Source organism: Saccharopolyspora sp. MMCC62 (assembly GCF_057736575.1).
Genome location: NZ_JBYKCM010000001.1, coordinates 1 through 21,779, shown reverse-complemented (window position 1 = coordinate 21,779; position 21,779 = coordinate 1). Strand labels below are relative to the sequence as shown.

The 21,779-nt window shown below is 73.3% G+C and carries 18 protein-coding genes; 8 read left to right on the top strand and 10 right to left on the bottom strand.

What is annotated here, in order from left to right; genetic code table 11:
- Nucleotide 1: 1 nt before the first annotated feature.
- From AC29IT_RS00090 to AC29IT_RS00075, 4 genes are all read right to left on the bottom strand, one after another.
- Entirely contained in the window at nucleotides 2-1,318 is a 1,317-nt protein-coding gene (locus AC29IT_RS00090) for an amidase (protein WP_358435803.1), read from the bottom strand.
- Nucleotides 1,319-1,493: 175 nt separating this feature from the next.
- Entirely contained in the window at nucleotides 1,494-3,296 is a 1,803-nt protein-coding gene (locus AC29IT_RS00085) for a hydantoinase B/oxoprolinase family protein (RefSeq protein ID WP_358435800.1), read from the bottom strand.
- A complete protein-coding gene (locus AC29IT_RS00080; RefSeq protein WP_358435797.1) occupies nucleotides 3,293-5,389 on the bottom strand; it encodes a hydantoinase/oxoprolinase family protein in 2,097 nt (698 codons plus the stop codon). Before AC29IT_RS00080 ends, AC29IT_RS00085 begins: the two co-directional genes overlap by 4 nt.
- Nucleotides 5,390-5,692: 303 nt before the next feature.
- Nucleotides 5,693-6,790 carry an aminotransferase class V-fold PLP-dependent enzyme gene (locus AC29IT_RS00075; protein WP_488217375.1) on the bottom strand — a complete coding sequence of 366 codons (1,098 nt, stop codon included), beginning with the start codon at nucleotides 6,788-6,790 and terminating at the stop codon, nucleotides 5,693-5,695.
- A 128-nt stretch (nucleotides 6,791-6,918) separates the two neighbouring features.
- Between AC29IT_RS00075 and AC29IT_RS00070 the strand changes: the two genes are divergently transcribed.
- The 5 genes from AC29IT_RS00070 to AC29IT_RS00050 all read left to right on the top strand — a co-directional run bounded on the left by AC29IT_RS00070 (nucleotide 6,919) and on the right by AC29IT_RS00050 (nucleotide 12,996).
- The gene (locus tag AC29IT_RS00070) at nucleotides 6,919-7,935 is read left to right on the top strand and encodes a LacI family DNA-binding transcriptional regulator (protein ID WP_358435795.1); all 1,017 of its coding nucleotides are present in this window, start codon (nucleotides 6,919-6,921) and stop codon (nucleotides 7,933-7,935) included.
- Between the two features lie 330 nt (nucleotides 7,936-8,265).
- Entirely contained in the window at nucleotides 8,266-9,417 is a 1,152-nt protein-coding gene (locus AC29IT_RS00065; RefSeq protein ID WP_488217374.1) for a Gfo/Idh/MocA family protein, read from the top strand.
- Nucleotides 9,414-10,589: a dihydrodipicolinate synthase family protein gene (locus AC29IT_RS00060; protein WP_358435790.1), complete on the top strand. Its 1,176-nt coding sequence runs from the start codon at nucleotides 9,414-9,416 to the stop codon at nucleotides 10,587-10,589. Before AC29IT_RS00065 ends, AC29IT_RS00060 begins: the two co-directional genes overlap by 4 nt.
- Complete coding sequence (locus AC29IT_RS00055) at nucleotides 10,586-11,431, top strand: sugar phosphate isomerase/epimerase family protein (protein ID WP_358435788.1); 846 nt, start codon at nucleotides 10,586-10,588, stop codon at nucleotides 11,429-11,431. The genes AC29IT_RS00060 and AC29IT_RS00055 overlap by 4 nt, the downstream gene beginning before the upstream one ends.
- A gap of 212 nt (nucleotides 11,432-11,643) precedes the next feature.
- Nucleotides 11,644-12,996 carry a hypothetical protein gene (locus tag AC29IT_RS00050; protein ID WP_358435785.1) on the top strand — a complete coding sequence of 451 codons (1,353 nt, stop codon included), beginning with the start codon at nucleotides 11,644-11,646 and terminating at the stop codon, nucleotides 12,994-12,996.
- 108 nt (nucleotides 12,997-13,104) lie between these two features.
- Here the strand turns inward: AC29IT_RS00050 and AC29IT_RS00045 are convergent, their stop codons facing one another.
- The 5 genes from AC29IT_RS00045 to AC29IT_RS00025 form a co-directional block, all read right to left on the bottom strand.
- Nucleotides 13,105-14,127 (bottom strand): LacI family DNA-binding transcriptional regulator, encoded by a 1,023-nt coding sequence (locus AC29IT_RS00045; RefSeq protein WP_358435782.1) that lies wholly within the window; start codon nucleotides 14,125-14,127, stop codon nucleotides 13,105-13,107.
- Nucleotides 14,076-14,687: a P-loop nucleotide/nucleoside kinase family protein gene (locus AC29IT_RS00040; protein ID WP_358435779.1), complete on the bottom strand. Its 612-nt coding sequence runs from the start codon at nucleotides 14,685-14,687 to the stop codon at nucleotides 14,076-14,078. Before AC29IT_RS00040 ends, AC29IT_RS00045 begins: the two co-directional genes overlap by 52 nt.
- Nucleotides 14,684-16,060, bottom strand: coding sequence for a sugar porter family MFS transporter (locus AC29IT_RS00035; RefSeq protein ID WP_358435777.1), 1,377 nt, complete (start codon nucleotides 16,058-16,060; stop codon nucleotides 14,684-14,686). The genes AC29IT_RS00040 and AC29IT_RS00035 overlap by 4 nt, the downstream gene beginning before the upstream one ends.
- Nucleotides 16,061-16,135: 75 nt before the next feature.
- Nucleotides 16,136-17,029: a hypothetical protein gene (locus AC29IT_RS00030; RefSeq protein ID WP_358435774.1), complete on the bottom strand. Its 894-nt coding sequence runs from the start codon at nucleotides 17,027-17,029 to the stop codon at nucleotides 16,136-16,138.
- A complete protein-coding gene (locus tag AC29IT_RS00025; RefSeq protein WP_488217373.1) occupies nucleotides 17,026-18,450 on the bottom strand; it encodes an FGGY family carbohydrate kinase in 1,425 nt (474 codons plus the stop codon). The genes AC29IT_RS00030 and AC29IT_RS00025 overlap by 4 nt, the downstream gene beginning before the upstream one ends.
- A gap of 222 nt (nucleotides 18,451-18,672) precedes the next feature.
- On the opposite strand from AC29IT_RS00025, the gene AC29IT_RS00020 reads away from it, so the two are divergent.
- The gene (locus tag AC29IT_RS00020) at nucleotides 18,673-19,413 is read left to right on the top strand and encodes a glycerophosphodiester phosphodiesterase family protein (RefSeq protein WP_488217372.1); all 741 of its coding nucleotides are present in this window, start codon (nucleotides 18,673-18,675) and stop codon (nucleotides 19,411-19,413) included.
- On the opposite strand, the gene AC29IT_RS00015 is transcribed toward AC29IT_RS00020, so the two are convergent.
- The gene (locus AC29IT_RS00015) at nucleotides 19,400-19,924 is read right to left on the bottom strand and encodes a DUF4231 domain-containing protein (RefSeq protein ID WP_358435765.1); all 525 of its coding nucleotides are present in this window, start codon (nucleotides 19,922-19,924) and stop codon (nucleotides 19,400-19,402) included. The genes AC29IT_RS00020 and AC29IT_RS00015 overlap by 14 nt on opposite strands.
- A 276-nt stretch (nucleotides 19,925-20,200) precedes the next feature.
- Between AC29IT_RS00015 and AC29IT_RS00010 the strand changes: the two genes are divergently transcribed.
- A complete protein-coding gene (locus AC29IT_RS00010; protein WP_488217371.1) occupies nucleotides 20,201-21,091 on the top strand; it encodes an alpha/beta hydrolase family protein in 891 nt (296 codons plus the stop codon).
- Between the two features lie 146 nt (nucleotides 21,092-21,237).
- Nucleotides 21,238-21,657, top strand: a complete 420-nt coding sequence (locus AC29IT_RS00005; protein WP_358435760.1) for a PPOX class F420-dependent oxidoreductase — start codon at nucleotides 21,238-21,240, stop codon at nucleotides 21,655-21,657.
- The last annotated feature ends 122 nt before the right edge of the window (nucleotides 21,658-21,779 follow it).

The window sequence follows — 21,779 nt, the reverse complement described above, 5'->3', positions numbered from 1 at the left end:
TTCACCTGCGCGGTCCGGGCGCGCGGAGCTCCTCGACGACCTGGGCGGCGCGCAGCGCGAGGTGGTCGCACCAGGGCGCCGCGGTCAACTGGAGCCCGACCGGCAGGCCCGAAGCCGGGTGCACGCCGCACGGCACGCTCACCGCGGGCCCGCCGTACATCGACCACGCGTAGGTGAACCGGGCGATGGACCGGGTGGAGTCGGCCAGGTCCACGGCGTCCCGCCGCGGCACGTCCACCGGGATCGTCGGCGTCACCAGCACGTCGACCTCCGCGAACAGGGCGTGCACCCCGCGCTGGAACTCGCGGCGCCACTCCCGGCCGCGTTCGCGGCGCTCCGGCGGCACGTCGTGGCCGAGTCGGATGCGGCGCAGCACGTCCGGGTCGAGCGTCTCCGGCCGGTCCCGGACCCGGTCCGCGTGCACGGCGGCGGCCTCCGGGTACATCACGTCGAGCATCCGCGGCTGGGCGAGTTCGGCGCCGGGCACCCGCACCTCGCGCACCGGCCCGCAGGCGCGGCCGAGCGCGTCGATCGCGGCCCGGACCACCGCGTCGACCCCGGGGTCCACGTCGTCGAAGAAGAAGTTCACCGGTACCCCCACCCGCAATCCGGCCGCGCCGTCGGCCAGCGCGGAGAGCACCGGGACCCGCTCGGCGCGCACCGAGTGCGGGTCGGCGGGGTCCCAGGCGTCGAGGACGGCGAGCACCTCCGCGGCGGTGCGCACGTCGCGGGCGATCGGGGTGACGGTGTCGAAGGAGGTGCTCACCGGGAACACGCCCGCACCGGATACCCGCCCGAGGGTGGGGCGCACCCCGACGATCCCGTTGACGGCGGCCGGAACCCGGCCGGAGCCACCGGTGTCGGTGCCCAGCGAGGCCGCGCACATCCCGGCCGCCACCGACACCGCGGAACCGCTGCTGGAGCCGCCGGAGATCCGCGCCTCGTCGACCGCGTTGCGGCAGTCGCCGAAGGTCGCGTTGCGCCCGACCACGCCCATCGCGAACTCGGCGAGGTTGGCCTTGCCGAGCACCACCGCGCCCGCCTCGCGCAGCAACCGGCTCACCGTCGCGTCGGCCGCGGCCGGACCGGTGGCGTGGTGGCGGGTGCCCGCGGTGGTGGGCACGCCCGCGACGTCGATGTTGTCCTTGATCGTGGTGGTGAGCCCGTGCAGCAGGCCGGGTTCACCGGTGGCGGCGTCCAGCTCGTCGGCTTCGCGCAGCGCCGCCTCGTCCCTGGTGCTGATCAGCGCGCGCAGCCGCGGGTTCTCCGCCGCCGCCCGGTCCAGTCCCGCCCGCACCCGATCTCGAACCGCTCCCACGGCAGCGCTCCTCCTCGTTCCCACCGGCCCTCCTCGTTCCCACCGGCCCTCCTCGTTCCCACCGGCCTGCTCCGCGTTCCCACGGCCAGGCGCCGCGCGACGGCGGAACCCGCCGGGTGAACGGCCCGTCCGACCGCTGAGCCCGGACGAGCGGGCCGTTCACCCGGGGCGGAGCTCAGCCCGCCCGCAGCCGTTCCGTCGCCGCCCGGTCGACGGTGCCCGCGGCGAGGTCGACGACGACGCCATAGTGCTCGCGCGCGTCCTCGGCGGAGACGAAGTCGTCGAGGACGTCCTCCAGCACCGCCGCCGGGTCGCGCCGGAACGGGTCGCCGTAACCGCCGCCGGAGGGCAGCTTGATCTCCAGCGTGTCGCCCGCCGCGCACTTCTCCTGCGTCACCTTGGAGTACATCGGTTCCTCGGCCGAGGTCCCCGCGTTGCGGGTGAACGATCCGGCGCGCCCGTCGTGCCCGCCTTCCAGGCCCTTCGGCGGGTCGGTGCGGTTGTCGGCCTCGGAGCCGATGAAGGTGTCGGTGAGCATCCGCCACTTGCGCACGCTGCCGATGCCGCCCCGGTACCGCCCGGGCGCCGGGGGTTCGTCGCGCAGCTCGTAGCGCTCGGCGAGCATCGCGTGGTTGAGCTCCAGCTCCTCGATGGGGTTGTTCCGGGTGTTGGCCATCAGCGAGTCGACGCAGTCCAGCCCGTCCTTGCCGTTGCGCCCGCCGTAGGAGCCCTCGTTGATCTCGATGTACACCCAGTACGACTTCCCGTCCGCGGCGATCCCGGAGTAGGCGATCGCGCACAGCGCGGCGGAGGAGCCGGCGACCGCCCGGTCCGGCAGCACGTCGGCCAGCGCCAGGTTGATCGAGTCGAAGATCCGGTTGATCTGGGAGAACCGCGCGAAGCAGGACGCCGGGAAGTCCGGGTTGAACAGGGTGCCCTCCGGCGCGTAGGCCTTCGCGGGGCGGAAGCAGCCGTCGTTCTGCGGCACGAACTCCTCGGTCAGCGCCTCGTCCAGCAGCAGGGTGCGGACCGCGGAGGCCACCGTCGGCAGCACCGAACCCTCGAAGGGCACGTTGAACGCGGTGGGCACCTGGTCGTGCGAGCCGGTGAGGTCCACGACCACCTCGTCGTCCTGCACCTTGACGGTGACGGCGACCTTGAGCGGCACGTCCCGGTTCTTGCCGTCGTCGTCCAGGTAGGACGCGGGGGCGGTGTACTCGCCGTCGGGGAGCTCGCGGATCTTGCGGCGCAGCATGTCCTCCGAGTAGTCCATCCACTTCTCGGCGGCGGACATCACCACGTCCAGCCCGTAGCGCTCCAGCAGTTCCAGGAACCGCCGCTCGCCGAGCCGCGCGCAGGCGATCAGGGCTTCGAGGTCGCCCGCGTTCTGCTCGGGGGTGCGGACGTTGTCCAGGATGTGCTGGATGAGCGCCTCGTTGCGGACCCCGGCGTCGTAGATCTTCACCGCGTCCATCAGCTTGCCCTCGGCCCACACGTCCACGACGTCCATGCACAGCCCGGGGAAGTTCCCGCCGATGTCGGACACGTGCCCGGTGCAGCCGGCGAAGCCGATGTGCACGCCGCCGAAGAAGATCGGGATCATGATCCCGTAGTCCGGCGAGTGCGCGGCCCCGTGGTACGGGTGGTTGTGCAGCACCACGTCCCCCGGCCGGTAGGTCCCGGCGAGCTTGCGGTCGATGCCGCGGATGTAGGCGGGGATGGAACCGCAGTGCATCGGCGTGGAGTCCGATTCGCACAGCTCCCGGCCGTGCGCGTCGAAGATGCCCGCGCCGAGGTCCTCGGACTCGCGGATGAGGCTGGAGTACGCCATCCGGTAGAGGATCTGCGCCATCTCCTTGGCGATGCTGTTGAGCGCGCCGCCGATGACCCGCAGCGTGATCGGGTCGACCTCGACGGTGGTGAAGTTGCCGGGTGCGGTTCCGGCCAGGGACACGCCTGCCGGGTCGAGGGCGGTCATCGCTGGTCTCCTTCGCGTCCGGCGGCGGTGTCGATGATGATGTGGCCGACCCGGTCGATGGTGGCGGTCTGCTGCGGGCCGACGACGGTGGTGGAGTCGAACTGCTCGATGATCGCCGGGCCGGTCAGCTCGTGGCCCGCGCGCAGCAGCGCCCGGTCGTAGACGGGGGTGGCGAACGTCTTCGGCTGGTTGTCGGGGGTCCAGAACAGCGCGTCGGTGGTGGTCTTGATCGCCGCGGAGGCGTCCGGACCGCCCGCTTCGACCTCGGCGAGCGGCACGTGCCCGACGCGGCCGACCGCGGCGACGCGCACGTTGACCAGGTGCACCGGTTTGTCGTCGAAGCGCTGCGAGTAGGTGCGCTCGTGCACCTCGTGGAACGCGTCGGCGGCTGCGGCCATCCACGCTTCGTCGATGTCACCGGGCGGGGCGGGCACCCGCAGCTCGTAGCCCTGTCCGAGGTAGCGGCAGTCGAGGCTGCGCTCCAGCACGATCTCGGCGGGGTCGAGGCCGTCCGCGGCGAGCTGCTCGACGGCTTGGGCGCCGAGCCGGTCGAACTCGGCGGCGATCCGCGGCAGGTCCGGGTCCGCCGAGGACGTCCACACCGTCGCGGGCGTCTCGACCCGGATGTCGGTGCTGAGCAGGCCCATCGCGGAGGCGATGCCCGGGTGGTGCGGCACGATCACCCGCGGCACCCGCAGCTGCTCGGCGATGTGCCAGGCGTAGAGCGGTCCGGCGCCTCCTTCGGCGACCAGGGAGAAGTCCCGCGGGTCGTAACCCTTGCGGACCGAGTGCAGGCTGATCGCCTCGGTCATGGCGTGCGCGAGGATCTGCACGATGCCGATCGCGGCCTGCTCCACCGAGGTGTCCAGCCGGGTGGCGACGTGCTCCTCGATCGCCCTGGTGGCCAGCGCCGGTTCGACGTGCATCGAGCCGGACAGGAAGCTGTCGGCGCGCAGCCAGCCCATCGCGACCATCGCATCGGTGCTGGTCGGTTCGGTGCCGCCGCGCGCGTAGCAGGCCGGGCCGGGCGTGGCCCCGGCGCTGCGCGGGCCGACGCGGAACATGCCGCCCGCGTCGACGAACGCGATCGAGCCGCCCCCGGCGCCGATGGTGTCGACCTCCGCCATCGGCACCATCGCGTGGTAGTCGCCGATGCGGGTGTCCAGCAGGTGCTTCATCCGCAGCGCCCCGTCCGGAGCCACCCCGATGTCCGCGGAGGTGCCGCCCACGTCGAGGGTGATCACGCTCGGGTACCCGGAGGCCGCGCCGATCGCGCAGCCGCCGAGCAGGCCCGCGACCACGCCGCTGGTCAGCAGCAGCACCGGGTTGTCCGCGGCGCGGCGCGAGGAGATCAGCCCGCCCGCGGAGGTCATCAGCCGGATGTCGCCGCGCACCCCGGCGTCGCGGGTGGTCGCGGCGAGGTTGTCGATGTAGCCGGAGACCTTGGGGCCGACGAAGGCGTTGAGCGCGGTGGTGGAGAACCGCTCGTACTCCCGGTACTGCGGCGCGACCTCGCTGGAGAGCGAGACGAACACGCCGGGGCACTCCTGCTCGACGATCTCCTTGACGGCCTGCTCGTGCACGGGGTTGCGGTAGGCGTGCAGGAAGCACACGGCGATGGCCTGCACCCCGCTGTCGCGCAGCGCGCGCACCTGCTCGCGGGCCGCGTCGAGGTCCAGCGGCACCAGCACCTCACCGGCGGCGTCGATCCGCTCCGGCACGACCCGCCGGTTGCGGCGGCGCACCAGCTGCCACTTCTGCCAGGGCAGGTCCTGGTAGGAGGAGTAGTTCAGCGGCCGCTTCTTGCGCGCGATGTGCAGGACGTCGCGGAAGCCCTCGGTGGTGATGAGCCCGACGTCGGCGCCGTCGTGCTCCAGCACGATGTTGGTGGCGACGGTGGTGCCGTGCAGGAACTGGTCCAGGTCGCGCACGGAGATGCCGGTCCGCTCGGCGAGCTGCCGGACGCCGTCCACGGTGGCCAGCGAGGGGTCGTGGGGTGTGGACGGGACCTTGTGCACGGCGATCGAGCCGTCCTCGTCCCAGTACATGAGGTCGGTGAAGGTGCCGCCGACGTCCACTCCGATGCGTTTCATCGCCTGGTCTGCTCCTCGTCTCGGACGACGTTGTCCTGCGCGGGAGGTTCCGCTCGCCCGCGCGGCCGGGGTGCGAGCCACGTCACGTCCGGCCGGGCAGAAGTATGCTGGCTCACCGAGTCCGGAAGCAATACATCTGACATTTTCGGATGCCGACGTCCGCCGCACCGGATCGGGCCGTTCGCCCCACCGGGCTCGGCCGACCATCGCAAACGCGGCACGCCGAAGCGGCGCCGGACGAGCCCCCGTCCGGTGCCGAGCTTCGCGAGGAAAAACGTCTGACTTTTGCGGGCGAGCCCTGGCTCAGCGCCCGCGCAGCACCGCCCCGACCTGCCGCACCGCGTCCGCGGACGTGGAGGCGTGCGGGGCGAGCCGGACGTGCTCGTCCCGGCCGGTGGCGGCGATGCCGGCGGCGGCCAGCTCGGCGGCGACCTCGCGGGACGGGTGCCCCGGCAGGTCGAAGGTGAGGATGCCGCTGCGCGGCGGCGGTGCCGAGGTGATCCGCGCGCCCGCCGAGCGCAGCTCCTCCGCGAGCTCGCCGACCCGCTCGGCGATGCGGGCCTCGATCTCCGCGATCCCGGCCCGTTCCACCAGGTCGAGCGCGGCGGCCAGCTCCCCCGCCGACACCGGGCTGAGGTTCGTGATCGACCAGGACCCGGCGCCCGGCACCGGTTCCCGCACCTCCCCGTCGAAGCGGCCCGGGTCCCGCGCGCCGGTCCAGCCGGACAGCAGCGGGCGGTGCCGGTCCAGGGCGCGCGCCGAGAGCACCGCGAAACCGGTCCCCCACCCGGCGCGCAGCCACTTCTGCCCGCCCGCGACCAGCACGTCCGCCGCCGCCCAGTCCGCCCGGACGGCGCCGAGCGCCTGGATCGCGTCGACCACCAGCAGCCGGTCCCCGATCACCTCGCGGATGCCCGCGAGGTCGGCGCGGTGACCGGTGCGGAAGTCCACCGCGCTCACCGCGACCGCGGTGACCTCGTCGTCGAGCCCGGCGCGCACCGCCTCCGGGGTGACCAGCCCGTCCGGCGGGGACCACGGCCGCACCTGGATCCGGCCGGCCTCGGCGGCCCGGGACCACGGGTAGGTGTTGGCGGGGAACTCCGCGCCGGAGACCAGCACCGCTCCCCCGGTGGCGAACGCCGCCTGGAACAGCGCGGTGCTCGTGTTCGGCTGCAGCACCACCTGGTCGGCGGGGAACCCGCACAGCCGGCCCACCCGGGACCGCGCCTCGGCGTCCGCGCGCATCAGGTCGTCCACTGTGGAGTGATCGGCGGTGCCCGCCCGTTCCAGCAGCCGCGCCGCGGCCTCCCGCACCGCGCGCGACGGCGGGCCGAAGCGGGCGAAGTCCAGGTACCCGGGGCTCTCGGTGAACTGGTCGAGGTAGTCCTGCGGCAGCGGCATGGCGGCGAAACTACTCCGCGCGACCGGCCCGACCGGCCGCGGTCCACCTCGGACCGCCGCGCGGCGCGGTCACCCACCGGACGAACCGGGCGCTATCCTCGGAATACGCATTCCCGGGAAGGAGCGATGTGGCCGCACGAGCAGCGACCTTGACCGACGTCGCCAAGGAAGCGGGGGTCTCCCTCGCCACGGCCTCCCGCGCCCTCAACGGCAGCGAGCGGGTCGTCCGGGCCGAACTGCACGACCGGACGCTGGCCGCCGCCGCACGGCTCGGCTACACCCCCAACGCGCAGGCCCAGTCGATGGCCAAGGGCTCCACCGACCTGGTGGGGCTGCTGGTCAACGACATCGCCGACCCGTACTTCTCCACCATCGCCGCCGGACTGGCCACCGCCGCCGAGGAGCACGGGCTGCTGGTGATGCTGTGCAGCACCGGCGGCAGGCCCGAACGGGAGCTGGAGCTGCTGGCCGCGCTGCGCCGCCAGCGCGGCCGGGCGATCGTGCTGGCGGGCAGCAGGATCAACGATCGGGCGCACCTGCGGGAACTCGCGGCGCACGTGGAACCGTTCACCGCCTCCGGCGGCCGGGTCGCGGCGATCAGCGAACCGCGGCTGCCGGTGGACACCGTGGTGGTGGACAACCGGCGCGGCGCCCAGGACCTGGCGGTGCGGCTCGCCGAGCTCGGCTACCGGCGGCCCGCGGTGCTCACCGGCCCGGAACGCCTGCTGGTGTCCCGGGACCGGCGGGACGGGTTCCTCGCCGGGTGGCGGAAGTCCGCGGACGGCGAGCCGGTGTGCGCGGCCGAGGAGTTCAGCCGCGACGGAGGTGTCCGGGCGATGCACCGGCTGCTGGACGAGCACCCGGACGTCGACTGCGTCTTCGCGATCAACGACCTGATGGCGCTGGGCGCGATGGCCGCCTGCCGGGAGCGCGGGGTGCGGGTGCCGCAGGACGTGGCGGTGGCCGGGTTCGACGACATCGCCACGCTGCGCGACGTCACGCCCGGGCTGACCACGGTGCGGCTGCCACTGGCGGAGATGGGCCGGATGGCGCTGGACCTGGTGCTCGGCACCGAGCAGGAGAAACCGCGCCGCCGCAAGGTCCGCGGCGAGGTCGTGCTCCGGGAGAGCACCCCCGGCCGCTGACCCGTCCCTTCGACGAACGATCCACTCACCCAGCCCCCGTCCACCGGAGCGCCTGCGCGAGGTGAATGGCCCATTCGCCCAGCGCCGTTGGGCGAATGGGCCACTCACCTGAGCGCCACGGCACGAGAACGGTCCTGGTGGCCCGCTCGTTCGCGGTCCGCGCGGTGCTGCGGGCGGGCGCCCTTCGGGCGCGGCACGCCGGACCGATGGGGCGTCGTGCTGGGGCCTCGCGGGCGCACATCGCGGGAAGCGCTTTCCGATGCATCTTGTTCCGGGCCCCCTCTTGCACCTACGGTTTCGGTAAGCGCTTTCCAGAGGGGCGGTACTCGCATGACCGAGCGACGGCTGGGCGTCGTGATGAACGGCGTCACCGGCAGGATGGGGTACCGGCAGCACCTGGTGCGGTCGGTCCTCGCCCTGCGCGAACAGGGCGGGGTGCGGCTCTCCGACGGCACCCGGGTGCAGCTCGACCCGGTCCTCGTCGGCCGCGATCCGGCGAAGCTGGCGGAACTCGCGGCGCGCCACGGCCTGGACCGCTGGACGACGGACCTGGACACCGCGCTGTCCGCGGACGACGACCGGCTGTACTTCGACGCGCAGGTCACCTCGGCCCGCGAAGCGGCCATCACCCGCGCGATCGCCGCGGGCAAGCACGTCTACACCGAGAAGCCCGTCGCCTCGGACGTCGCGGGTGCGCTGCGGCTGGCCCGCGCGGCGCGCGATGCGGGGGTCCGCGCCGGGGTGGTGCACGACAAGCTGTACCTGCCGGGCCTGCTGAAGCTTCGGCGGCTGGTGGAGTCCGGGTTCTTCGGCCGCGTGCTGTCGGTGCGCGGCGAGTTCGGCTACTGGGTGTTCGAGGGCGATCTGCGCCCGGCGCAGCGCCCGAGCTGGAACTACCGCGCGGAGGACGGCGGCGGCATCACCACCGACATGTTCCCGCACTGGAACTACCTGCTGGAGAACCTGTTCGGCCGGGTCGAGGCGGTCACCGCGCGGGTCGTCACGCACGTCCCGCAGCGCTGGGACGAGCAGGGCCGCGGCTACACCGCGACCGCCGACGACGCCGCCTACGCGACCTTCGAACTCACCGGTGGGGTCGTGGCGCAGCTGAACTCCTCGTGGGCGACGCGGGTGCACCGCGACGAGCTGGTGGAGTTCCACGTCGACGGCACGCACGGCAGCGCGGTCGCCGGCCTGCACCGCTGCCGCGCGCAGCACCGCGCGCACACCCCGTCCCCGGTGTGGAACCCGGATCTGGTGGAGCCGACGCCGTTCCGCGCGCAGTGGCCGGAGGTCCCGGACGACGAGGTGCCTGCCAACGGGTTCCGCGCGCAGTGGGAGCAGTTCGTCCGCCACCTGCACGACGACGCCGAGCACCCGTACGACTTCCCGGCCGGGGTGCGGGGTTTGCAGCTCGCCGAGGCCGGGCTGGCGTCGTCCCGCGAAGGCCGCCGCGTCGAGCTCGCCGAGGTGGTCCTGTGACCGCGCTGCTGCTGCCGACCGCGGACGGACGCCTGGTCGAGCACGTGCTCGGCGAACCGCGGGACTGGCCGAGACCGGACGGCCCGCTGCGGTCCCGCGTCGCGTACGCGGCCGCGCACGTGGTGCCGCGGGTGCTGGGCGAGAACGTGCCCGGCACGCCCGCCGACGTCGACTGGGACGCGACGCTGGCGGCCCGGCACCGGATCTGGTCCGACGGGCTCGGTGTCGCCGAGGCGATGGACACCGCGCAGCGCGGCGCGGGCGTCGGCTGGGCGCAGGCGGCCGAGCTGGTGCGCCGGTCCACCGCGGAGGCACGGGCCTGCGGCGGGACGATCGCGGCGGGCGCGGGTACCGACCAGCTGGACCCGGCCGCGCTGCCGTCCGGGCGCGCCGGGCTGGACGTGGTGCTGCGGGCCTACCGGGAGCAGATCGCGCTGGTGGCGGGCAGCGGTGCCGTGGTGATCCTCATGGCGTCCCGCGCGCTGGCGGCGGTGGCGCGTTCGGCCGAGGACTACGCCGAGGTCTACGGCGCGCTGCTGGCCGAAGCCGACGCGCCGGTGGTCCTGCACTGGCTGGGCCCGATGTTCGACCCGCGGCTGGCCGGGTACTGGGGCAGCGCGGACGTGGCGGTGGCGGCCGAGTCGTTCCTGCGGATCATCCGGGAGCGGCCGGAGAAGGTCGACGGGGTGAAGGTCTCGCTGCTCGACGCCGCGCAGGAGCTCGCGCTGCGCCGGGCGCTGCCACCGGGGGTGCGGCTCTACACCGGGGACGACTTCCACTACTCGCGGCTCGTCGTCGGCGACGGCACCGGGTATTCGGATGCGCTGCTGGGGATCTTCGCGGCGATCCACCCGGCGGCTTCGGCGGCGATCCAGGCCCTCGACCGGGACGACCCCGGCACGGCCAGGTCCATCTTGGACAGTACGGAACCGTTGGCCCGCAAGGTGTTCGAGCTACCGACGTTCCACTACAAGACCGGCATCGCGTTCCTGTCCTGGCTCAACGGGCACCAGCCGGGATTCGCGATGGCGGGCGGGCTGCACGCGGGCCGCTCGGTGCCGCACCTGGCGGAGGTGTTCCGGCTCGCCGACCGGGCGGGCCTGCTGGTCGATCCGGACCTGGCGGTCGCGCGGATGCGGTCCTTCCTGGCGGTGAGCGGGGTGGCGACGTGACGGGCCGGTCCCGGTTGTCGCTGAACACGGCGACGACGAAGGGCTGGACGCTGCGCGAGGCGGTGGACGGCGCGGCGCGAGCCGGACTGCCCGCGGTGGGGCTGTGGCGGGACCGCGTCGCCGAGGTCGGCGTACCGGCCGCCGCGAAGCTGGTGCGGGACGCGGGAGTGCGGGTCTCCAGCCTGTGCCGCGGCGGGTTCCTCACCGCCACCGACCCGCACGAGGTGCGCGCGGCGCTCGCCGACAACCGGGCCGCGATCGCGGAGGCCGCCGCGCTCGGCACCGACGTGCTGGTCGTCGTGGTCGGCGGCCTCCCCGCCGGGGACCGCGACCTCGCGGGCGCGCGAGCGCGCGTCGCGGACCGGATCGCCGACCTGGCCCCGGTCGCCCGCGAGCACGGGGTGCGGCTGGCCCTGGAGGCGCTGCACCCGATGTACGCCGCCGACCGCGCCGTGCTGTCCACAGTGGAACAAGCGTTGGACCTGGCGCGGCCGCATCCCCCGGACGTGGTCGCCGTCGTGGTCGACACCTTCCACGTGTTCTGGGACCCGCGGCTGGCGGCGAGCATCGCCCGCGCCGGGAGCGAGGGCCGCATCGCCGCCTACCAGGTCTGCGACTTCCTGCTGCCGATCGCGCCGGACCCGCTGCTGTCCCGCGGCATGATGGGCGACGGCGTCATCGACTTCGCCGCGCTCACCCGGCTCGTCGCGGCCACCGGCTACGCCGGGGACGTCGAAGTGGAGATCTTCAACGCCGACGTCTGGGCCACCCCCGGCGACGAGGTCCTCGCCACCATGACCGCCCGCTACCGGGACCACGTCCTCCCCCACCTCGACGGCTGAGCCGCCGCCCCACTTCCGGCGCACCCACCCCTCGCGGTGCGCCACCGCCACCTCCCGCGACCGTTCCGGATGCAGCAATCTTGCGCCGATCGGACGACCTCCCACCTGCGGAAACCACTACTCCGAACGTCAACCGAACGGAGGCCGACAGCGGGGTGCGAGTTGTGGTGAGTTGGGGTCGGTCCCGTTGATCACGATGCTGTGGAGGGTGTGTGAAGGCCCAAGCCGCGCTCAACAAACTCGGCCGGAAAGCGGACGTCATGTTCGAGTCGACGTCGTCCCTCAGCGCCCGGGTGAGCGAACGCGCCAACAAACTCGATCGCGACATCGTGAAGAAGGGGCGCGAACCGCACGCTCGGCCGAAAGCACTCATCCCGGTGCGGCACGGCCACCCCGTGGAGCTCACGCCTTGGCAAGTGCTGCACACGTTCGCTCGAACGGTCGCCCTCGCCGGGCAGGGTTCCGCTCGCGCGGTGGCACAGCACTGGGACTGCCTCCGCTACGTCACAGCGTTCGATTCGACGGCGCAGCACGCGATGCAGCTGAGCAGGAACGGGAACGACCTGAACTACCACCGGAAGGGAGCTCAAGCTCGCGATCTCGGGATCGCGTTCGGACTGGCAGCAGCCCAACAGATCTTGCGACAGGAGTTCCCCGGCTATCGGTTCGACGCGCTCGATTCCGAACTGGTGCTGACGGCGTTCTGCGGTTCGAGCAGCGAAAAACCGGCCGCAGGCACGAGCGCGACGAGGCCGAACTACCTGCTCGTCGGGCGCAAGCCCGGCGCGCCGATCCGCGTCATCGCCATTGACGCCCGGGGGTCGCACAGCAAGTCCGATCCCGCACCCACCGCGCTCGCGCAGTCCGCCCGGCGCGTGCACGGCCTGGTTCTCGGCGAATCGGACTTGTCCGGGAATCCCTTTCCCGGCTTGATGACCGCGACCTGGCTGCGTCGCGACGGCATCGGTGTCCGCCTGCTGGCCGCCGAAGGCGACGGCGTCCTCACCGTTCCGGATCCCTCCGTGCCCGCGCAGGACGACGCCATCCTTCCCTTGATCACCACGACCGTGAACGGAGAACGAACCCAGCGGCAAGGCTTCGCGGTGCGGGACGATCTGCACGATTGGCTCGCCCGTCTCTTGGTCCGCACCAGTGCCGCGTCCCTCCTCACCTTCGCCGGAAATCGGGCGGCGGCACGAGACCTGCTGACCGAACGCCAGCAGGCGCGGCTCGGAACGGCCGTCTCCTCCTCCGTTCCCGGGACGCAGGGCGATGCCCGCATCACGCTGGGCGGCATGTCGTTCGTGGGAACCGATCAGGTGTTCCGGCTCAACGGTGAACGGGTGGAGGTGTACTCGGCGCTTCTCGCCGACCAGTATCAACGCTTGAGCGAGGGACTCATCGACGAACACGAGGCCGGCATCCCGGACGCGCTGACGACCTGGCGCCGCAACAAGAACGCGGCCCACATCGAGTGGGGGAAGACCGGCCTCGTGCACATGGACGCGAGCGGGGCATTGCTGGCGATCCGCCCACGACTCCGGAACAGCAAGGTGCTGGGCTGATCGATGGTCGTCGGCTTTCGACCCTCACCTCCCCTGTTCCGATCACCTCCGTGACGGTGGCGACGGCCGAACGGCGAACCTCCGCACGCACCCCGCCGTCCCCCGGACCTACCGCCCCACCGCCGACAGCGGGATCTCGCCGGAGCCGCGGGCGGTGAGCCGCAGCGGGAGGGTCAGCGTGGCGCCGGTGCCCGCGGTGCCGTCGAGCTGCTTGAACAGCTCCTCGGTGGCGGTGCGGGCGACGACCTCCGGCGACTGGTCCACGACGGACACCGCCGGGTACAGCGAATCGGCCATCGGGAAGTCGCCGAAGCTGATGAACGCGATGTCGGTGCGCCCGCGCGCGTGCAGCGCGGGCACCACGCCCAGCGAGCAGCGGGCGTTGGAGGACAGCACCGCGGTCGGCGGTTCGGCGGAGCGCAGCAGCTCGTCCAGGGCGCTGCGCGCTTCGGCGGCGCTGGACAGGCCGGTCTTGACCAGGCCTTCGTCCACGCCGACCCGGGAGCTCTGCATCGCGCTGCGGTAGCCGCGGATGCGCTCGCCGGTCGTGTAGACCTCGGGCCGGTCGCCGATCAGCGCGATCCGGGTGTGCCCGGAGTGCAGCAGGTGCCGGGTGGCGGCCTCGGAGGCGCCGAAGTCGTCGCCGAGCACCGTGGTGCCCAACCCGGCCGCCGGTCGCGCCGGCCGGTCGGCGAACACGACCGGCGTGGTCCCGGCGACGGCGCGCAGGTAGCTCTGGTCCGCGCTGACCGGCACCATGATCAGACCGGAGACCTGGCGCTGCAGCAGGCTCTCCACCAGCGCGTGCTCCCGGTCCGGGTCGCCGCCGACGCTGGAGACGAGCACCGCGTGGCCGCGTTCCAGCGCGCACCGCTCGATGACGCTGGCCATCTCGGCGAAGAACGGGTCGGAGAGGGATTCCAGCACCACACCGATCGCCTCGTCCCGGCCGACGCGCAGCGAGCGGGCGTGGAAGTTGGGGCGGTAGTTGAGCTCTTCGATGACGGCCTGCACCTGATCGCGGGTGCTCACCGAGACGCCGGCCGCTCCGTTGATCACGCGGGAGACGGTCTTGGGGCTCACTCCGGCCGCGGTGGCCACGTCGTAGAGCGTGACGTTGCCTGCTGGCACGCCGGGTTCCTTTCCGTCAGGCCGCGGTGCAGCTCGGTGAGCTGCGCCGCGATCGGCCGGGTCGCGTCCACTCTAACGTGGGGCGTGCGCGGCGGGTCCGCGCGCGCGGCCCGGACCTGCGCCGGGTCGGCGAGCTTGGCCGCGTCCCGCGCGGCGGCCCGGGCGCGCATCCGTTCGAGCGCCACCTCGGGCGGGCAGTCGACCCACACCAGCACGGGTTCGGCACCGGCGGCGCGGAACCGGTCGGCGACCGCCTCCCACGCGGCGGGATCGGTGCGTTCGGCGGTGAACGGGGCGACGAGCACCGCCGAGGTGCCGGTGCGCACCGTGTCCAGCGCGGTGCCCAGCAGCGATTCGTAGCGGGCGGTGCGGGCGTGCTCCCGCATCCACGGGCTGTCGGGGGTGCCGGAGCCGCTGACCCGGCCGAGCAGCTCGGTGAGCGGCCCGGCCAGCACGTCCAGGTCCAGCAGCGCCGCGCCCCACCGGCCCGCGGCCACCCCGGCGAGCGTGGTCTTGCCGCTCGCCGGGGCGCCGCAGACGAACAGGGCGAGCGGGCTCATTTCCGGGCTCTGGCCCGCAGCAGGGCCTCGACCTCTTCCAGGGTGCGGCCGCGGGTCTCCGGCAGGTACTTCTTCAGGTAGCAGAAGCCGATCAGGCCGAACACCGCGTAGAGCCAGAACAACCCGCTGGGCGTGAACGCCTCGAACGCGCTGAGCACCGTCAGCGAGATGATCAGGTTCAGGCCCCAGTGGGTGAACATCCCGAAGCTGCCCGCCTTCCCGCGCAGCGCGGTCGGGAAGATCTCGCTGTTGATCAGCCACATGGCCAGCCCGATGCTCGCCGAGAACATCGCCTCGTAGGTGATCAGCAGTGCGACCAGCACCACGCCCCAGCCACCGCTGAGGTCGGTGACCGCGTACAGCAGCCCGATGCCGACCAGCGAGGCCACCACACCGCCGAGGCCGACCAGCAGCAGCGGCCGCCGCCCGATCCGGTCCACCAGCAGCAGCCCGACGAGGGTGAACACCACGTTCGCCACGCCGATGCCCACCGAGGACAGGATCGCCGCGGACGCCCCGAACCCGGCCTTGGTCAGCAGCGTCGGCGCGTAGTAGGTGATGGCGTTGACGCCGACGAGCTGGTTCACCGCCGCCACCCCGATGCCGAGGTAGATCGCCGGACGCATCGCGGGTTTGAGCACGTCCCGGTAGGTGACCGAGTCCTCGGCGGTGACCGCGCCGGACAGCGCGCTCAGCTCCGCCTCGACGCGGTCGGCGCCGACGACGCGCCGCAGCACGTCGCGGGCCTCGTCGATCCGGCCGCGCGCGACGAGCCACCGCGGGCTCTCCGGCAGCCCGAACAGGCCGAAGAACATGAGCAGCGACGGAATGCCCGCCAGCCCGAGCATCCAGCGCCAGGCGCCCGCTTCGGCGAGCAGGAAACCGGACACGTAGGACAGCAGGATGCCGGAGCTGATCATGATCTGGTTGATCGAGACCAGGCTGCCGCGCTTCTCCGGCGGGGCGATCTCGGCGATGTAGGCGGGCACCGACAGCGACGCGGTGCCGATCGCGAAGCCGAGCAGCAGCCGCGAACCCAGCAGGGTCGCCAGGTCCGGGGCCAGCGCCGAGATCACCGCACCGGCGGTGAACACGATGCTGGTGATCGACAGGGTGCGCCTGCGGCCGAGCGCGTCCGCGATGATGCCGCCCAGCCCGACGCCGACGATCGCGCCGACCAGCAGCGAGGCCACCACGACCTGCTGCCACAGCTCGGACAGCGCGAACTGCGGGGCGATGTAGAGCAGTGCCGCCGAGATGACACCGGTGTCGTAGCCGAACAGCAGCCCGCCGAGCGCGGCGACGACCGCGGCTCCGGTGACGGCCGCCGCGGGCGAGCGGGCAGGGGCTGGGGCGGGTGACGTGGTGGTCACGGTCGTACCTCGTTTCTCCGGCGACGCTGCCGGGAAAGAGCGGTGGCCGCCCGGCGGGGCGGCCACCGGGGGACGTCAGACTGCGGCGTACGGGGTGGCGCGGCCCTGGATGGCGGTCACGCACTCGTCGAGCCTGCGCCGCGCGGTGTCGGCGAGGAACGGGCGCCGGTCGGGCTGGTCGAGCAGCACGGCGTCCTTCCAGAACGCGCGGCCCGCGATGAAGCCGGACGCGCCGCCCTCGTCGCAGGAGATCCGCAGCACGTCCTTGAACTCGTCGAAGCCGACGCCCGCGGACAGCACCACCCACGGCACGCTGACGGCCTGCGCGATGCGGCGGCAGGCCGCGGCGGAGCCGGGGTACTCCAGCTTGAGCAGGTCGGGCTTGAGCTCGTCGAGTGCGCGGGCCGATTCGATGATCGCGTCGGCGCGCGCCTCGGGGCTCAGCTCGCCCTCGCCGGGCAGCGGGTAGATCAGGTTCTCGACGACCGAAGGCACACCCTCGGCGCGGCAGTCCGCGACGACCTCGGCGGCGGCGGCCAGCGCTTCGGCGGAGACGTCCCGGCCACCGAGCTCGCGGTCCCGGTCGGCGCGCAGCTGCACGAAGAACTTCACCGCGTGCCCGCCCATGTCGCGCACCCACTGCGCGTTCTGCGCGGGTTCGCGGCGGGTCAGCGGCTCGTCGCCGAACTTGCCGCGGTCGGACGGTTCGGCGGCGACCGCGAGTCCGGCTCCGGGTGCGAGGTTGCCGTCGGCGATGGCGGCCGGGACCCCGAAGTCGGGGTCGACGAGCAGTCCGCTGGCGCTGGGCGAGAGGCCGCCGATGACGTCGCCCTTGAACCCGCGCAGCAGGTCGTCGTCGATGGGCTGGCCGGCGGCGGTGAACATGCGGCGCAGGGTGTTGCGCTGGTCGAGGGCGACGATGGCGAAGGTGCCGTCGGACTGGGCGATGTCGGCGAGTGCCGCGGTCATAGTTCTGCTCCGATGGTGTCGAGGGCGTGCTCGGTGAACCGACGCGCGATGTCCACTGCGGACAGCGCGGTATCGCCGTCGCCGTGCGCGGCGGCGCGGGCGGCGAAGATGGCGGCGCCGTAGGCGCTGGGCTGGTCGATCCGCGCGTAGCGGACCGCCGGGAGGCTGCGTTCCTTCACCGCGCGGAAGCTGCCCATCCGGGTCCAGCCGCCCGCGGCGGTGACGTGCTCGTGCGGCCCGGCTTCGGCGGCCATCAGGGCGATGACCGCGTCGGTCTCGGCCACGGCGTGCGCGAGGGCCGCGGACCAGACGTCCAGCGGGGTGGCGTCGTCCCCGCCGAGCCGGACGTCGACGTGCTCGCTGCGGGCGTGCGCGCCGGTGATCCGCACCGAACCCGGTTCGGGGCCGCGGGCGAGCCAGTCGCGGTCGAGTTCGGCCCTGGCGGGTTGTTCCTTGCGGCCCAGCAGCGCGAGGACCTGGTCGAGCAGCAGTCCGCCGCGGGTGCCGCCGAGCAGCAGGTGGCGGCCGGGCAGCACGTGCAGGCCCTGCGCGATGCCCTCGGCGGTGAGCCGGCGGCGCTGGTCGTCGCGCAGCGGTGCGGACGCGACGCGCAGCAGCGCCTCGGAGGTGCCGCAGGAGTCGAAGAGGTGCTCGCCGTGCCACACGCCGCTGGCGACCGAGGCGACCGGGTGGTCGTGCCCGGCGACGGTCAGCACCGCGCCGCGCACCGCGTCCGGCGCACCGGGGTGGTCGACGGTGCCGATCGGCGTTCCGGCGGTGGTGAGCGGCGGCAGCACCTCGGCGGGCAGCGCGAGGTGCTCCAGCGCCGGGCCCCACGGCTTCTCGGTGGCCTGGTCCAGCAGCCCGGTGCGGGAGGCCAGCGAGGGTTCGGTGACGGCCTGCCCGCCGAGCGCGTGCGCCACGAATTCGGGGACGTTGAGCCAGGTCCCGGCCCGCTGCGGGGGCAGGCCGCGCGCCGCGAGCCAGCCGAGCTTCGCGAACGAGCACAGCGGGCTCAGCGGCAGTCCGGTGTGCGCGCTGAACTCGCGGGCCAGGTCCGCGGGCAGCGCGGCGAGTTCGGCGCCGCCGCGCTGGTCGAACCAGGCGATCACCGGGTGCATCGGCTCGCCGTCGTGGTCGAGCAGCACGCCGGACTCGGCCATGCCGGTGATCGCGACGGACACCACGCGCAGCGCGCGGGCCGAGCGCTCGGCGACCTGGACCGCGTCGGTCACCGCGGACAGCACCCGGTCCAGCAGCAGCCCGGCGGGCAGTTCGCTGTGCCCGCCGGGGGTGCGCTGCCACTGCGTCGGGGTGCGGCGGAGGCTCAGCGCGACGCCGGCCCGATCGGCGACCAGCACCTTGATCTCGGTGCTGCCCACGTCGACGCCGACGACCGCTTCCGTGGCTGCGAAGTCCACCTCGGCACGCTCCTTCTGCCGCTGACACCGGCCTCGTCGCCGGTTGCAGGACACTGAACCGCGGCCATGTCATCGATGTCAACGCTTTCTCGATTCACCGTGGACATCGATGTCAAGGACGACGCACCGGAACCGCGGCGGACATCGAGCGGAACCGCCGGGCACGGAGGCGGGCCGACCCGAATCCGGCGGTACGGTTGCCCCACGACTGGAGGACCGACCGTGACCGCACCTGCCTGGCTCACCTCGGAGCCGATCGCCCACCGCGGCCTGCACGACGAGGACGGCGCGGCACCGGAGAACTCGTCGGCCGCGTTCGCCCGCGCCGTCGCGGCGGGCGTGCCCTTCGAGTTCGACGTCCAGCTCACCGCGGACGGCGTACCGGTCGTGCTGCACGACGCCGACACCGCCCGGATGACCGGACGGCCGGGACTCGTGCGGGAGCTGACGTGGGCCCGGCTGCGGCGGTTGCGGATCGACGGGTCCGGCGAGCCGGTCCCCCGGCTCGACGAGGTCCTGGCCGCGGTGAACGGCGCGGTCCCGCTGGTGATCGACGTCCGCCGGTGGGGCCTCGACGCTTCGGCGGCACTCGAACGGGCCGTCGCCGACCGGCTGCGCGGGTACGCCGGCGCCGCGGTCGTGCAGTCCTTCGACCCGCTCGCGGTCCGGCGCCTGCGGCGACTGCTCCCGGACCGGGCCACCGGCCAGGCGTCCGGATCACTGCCGTCCGCGGGACCGCTGAAGGCCGCGCTGGGCCGGATGATGCTCACGAACGCCGTGGTGCGCCCGGATTTCCTCACCTACGAGCTGGCCGCGCTGCCGGACCGGTTCGTCACCTTCTGGCGCGGGCCGCGGTGCCCGGTGCTCGCCTACACCGCGCACTCCCCGGCGGAAGCGGCGCGGGCCGCACGGCTGGCCGACGGCTACTTCTTCGCCGGGTTCGTCCCGGTCAGCGCGGTGTGAGGGGAGGAACGCGGGGCACGTCGTGCGTCGGGAACGCCATCTCGGCGAAGAACTGCTCCGCTTCGTGCTTGCGGATGTCGACGAGCCTGCGCATGAAGTCCCGCGTGATCTCCCGCTGCTCGGGGCTCGCCGAGTCGGCGTCCACGTCGGCCGCGTCCAGCCTGCTGTGCCACTCCCACCACGCCGCGGTGATCGCGCGCTCGGTGTTGCGCAGCAGGATCCACGACTGGTCCCACCGGTAGAACGCCCGCAGCGCGGTGATGCCCGCCATGATCACCCCCGCGGCCGAGATCACCAGGTCGCGGCCCGCGTAGTCCCCCGCGACCAGCAGCGGCAGCCCCGCACCGATGATGATCACGGCGATCCCGCTGAACCGGAAGAACCGCCGGTGCCACGCCGCCCGCGAGTCGTAGAAGGTGCGCAGTCGCAACGCGTACGACTCCACGGCCGCCGGATATCCCAGCGATCGGGGATCCGGCAGCGCGCCGGGATAAGGCGGTTGGAACTTCATCCGACAAGCCCCCCGATCGTGCCACCACGAACATCGACAGCATGCCACCGAACGGGATGGCGACGGGCCGGATTCGGCACCTGCACCGCCGGACGCACCGCATCGCTCGCCCGGTCCCCGGATACCGCGGCGGACGACCGCCCCCGGCCATCCGGCCGGTGAAAACGTTCTCTTGACGCCGCGAGTTCCGGACCACACCCTCACGAAAGTGATCAATCGGGCGCGGCCGCTCCGCCGCTCCCGGCGCTCCGATCCGCTTCGAGAAAGGCGTGGTTCATGACCGCAACGCTCCCCTCGCCGCACCGGTCCCGCGGCCGCCGGACGCTGATCGCCGCGGCGGTGATGCTCGGGCTGCTCGCGGGCGGCGCGCCGGTGGCGCAGGCCGCCGACGACTCGTTCCAGCGCGGACCCGACCCGACCGACGAGAGCGTCGAGGCACCACTGGGCCCGTTCGACGTCGCGCGGGACGTGGTGCCGCGCGGTGCCGTCACCGGCTTCGGCGGTGGCACGATCCACTACCCCACCGACACCTCCGAGGGCACCTTCGGCGCCGTGGCCGTCGCCCCCGGCTACACCGGCGACCAGTCCTCGATGGCCTGGTACGGCCCGCGGCTGGCCTCGCAGGGGTTCGTGGTGTTCACCATCGACACGCTCACCCCCACCGACCAGCCGGATTCGCGCGGTCGCCAGCTGCTCGCCGCGCTCGACCACCTCACCACCGCCTCGTCGGTGCGGGACCGCGTCGACGCGGACCGGCTGGGCGTCCTGGGCCACTCGATGGGCGGTGGCGGTGCGCTGGAGGCCGTCGTCGCGGACCCGGACCTGCGGGCCGCGATCCCGCTCACCCCGTGGCACACCAGGAAGGACTGGTCCGGCGTGCGGACTCCGACGCTGGTCATCGGGGCGGAGCGGGACTCAGTGGCGCCGGTCGGCTCGCACGCCGAACCGTTCTACGAGAGCCTGCCCGGCGACCCGGACAAGGCCTACCTCGAACTGGCCGGGGCCGACCACTTCGCGCCGAACTCCGCGAACACCACCATCGCGAAGTCGAGCATCGCCTGGCTGAAGCGGTTCGTCGACGAGGACACCCGCTACGAGCGGTTCCTCTGCCCGCCGCCGAGCGGCCCGGAGATCGCCGAATACCGGGACACCTGCCCGATCGGCTAGCGCGCCCGGGTCGTCGCCGGCCTCCCCGGCGGCGACCCCGCGGCCCGGCTGGTTCCACAGTGGACGACCGGGCGTGCGGGCGGCGCCGCGCCCGCGCCGGTAGGTTGGCGGAGTCCGCACCGACCGCCGGAACAGGGAGGACCCGCATGTCCACGCCACCGCTGCCCGACGAGGCGATCGCCTTGCTGCGCAAGCCGAACCCGTCCACGATCGCCACCTTGCGCGCCGACGGCCAGCCCGTCTCCGCGGCCACCTGGTACCTGTGGGAGGACGGCAAGGTGCTGGTGAACATGGACGCGGGCCGCAAGCGGCTGGACCACGTCCGCCGCGACCCGCGCGTCACGCTCACCGTGCTCGACGCCGCGGACTGGTACACGCACGTCACCCTGATCGGCCGGGTCACCGAGCTGCGCGACGACCCGGGGCTGGTCGACATCGACCGCCTCGCCCACCACTACCTCGGCAGCCCCTACCCGGACCGGGAACGGGCCCGCGTCACCGCCTTGATCGACGTCGACCGCTGGCACGGCTGGGGCGGCCAGAAGGACAACACCCAGGCGGGCTGACGGCGCCGTTCACCCGCTCCGGGCGCGCCCCCCCGGCCCCCCGCGGCGCGGCCCCCACCGGGGGGGAGCGGGGGGGGGGAAAGATAGGAACAGGCGGGGGGGGGGGAAGGGTGGTTGTAAAG

Excerpts from the sequence above, each read along its gene's own strand:
- AC29IT_RS00065 (WP_488217374.1), top strand. The coding sequence starts at position 8,266 with ATGACCGAGCGACGGCTGGGCGTCGTGATGAACGGCGTCACCGGCAGG.
- AC29IT_RS00005 (WP_358435760.1), top strand. The coding sequence starts at position 21,238 with ATGTCCACGCCACCGCTGCCCGACGAGGCGATCGCCTTGCTGCGCAAG.
- AC29IT_RS00010 (WP_488217371.1), top strand. The coding sequence starts at position 20,201 with ATGACCGCAACGCTCCCCTCGCCGCACCGGTCCCGCGGCCGCCGGACG.
- AC29IT_RS00075 (WP_488217375.1), bottom strand. The coding sequence starts at position 6,790 with ATGCCGCTGCCGCAGGACTACCTCGACCAGTTCACCGAGAGCCCCGGG.
- AC29IT_RS00085 (WP_358435800.1), bottom strand. The coding sequence starts at position 3,296 with ATGACCGCCCTCGACCCGGCAGGCGTGTCCCTGGCCGGAACCGCACCC.
- AC29IT_RS00080 (WP_358435797.1), bottom strand. The coding sequence starts at position 5,389 with ATGAAACGCATCGGAGTGGACGTCGGCGGCACCTTCACCGACCTCATG.
- AC29IT_RS00015 (WP_358435765.1), bottom strand. The coding sequence starts at position 19,924 with ATGAAGTTCCAACCGCCTTATCCCGGCGCGCTGCCGGATCCCCGATCG.
- AC29IT_RS00040 (WP_358435779.1), bottom strand. The coding sequence starts at position 14,687 with ATGAGCCCGCTCGCCCTGTTCGTCTGCGGCGCCCCGGCGAGCGGCAAG.
- AC29IT_RS00030 (WP_358435774.1), bottom strand. The coding sequence starts at position 17,029 with ATGACCGCGGCACTCGCCGACATCGCCCAGTCCGACGGCACCTTCGCC.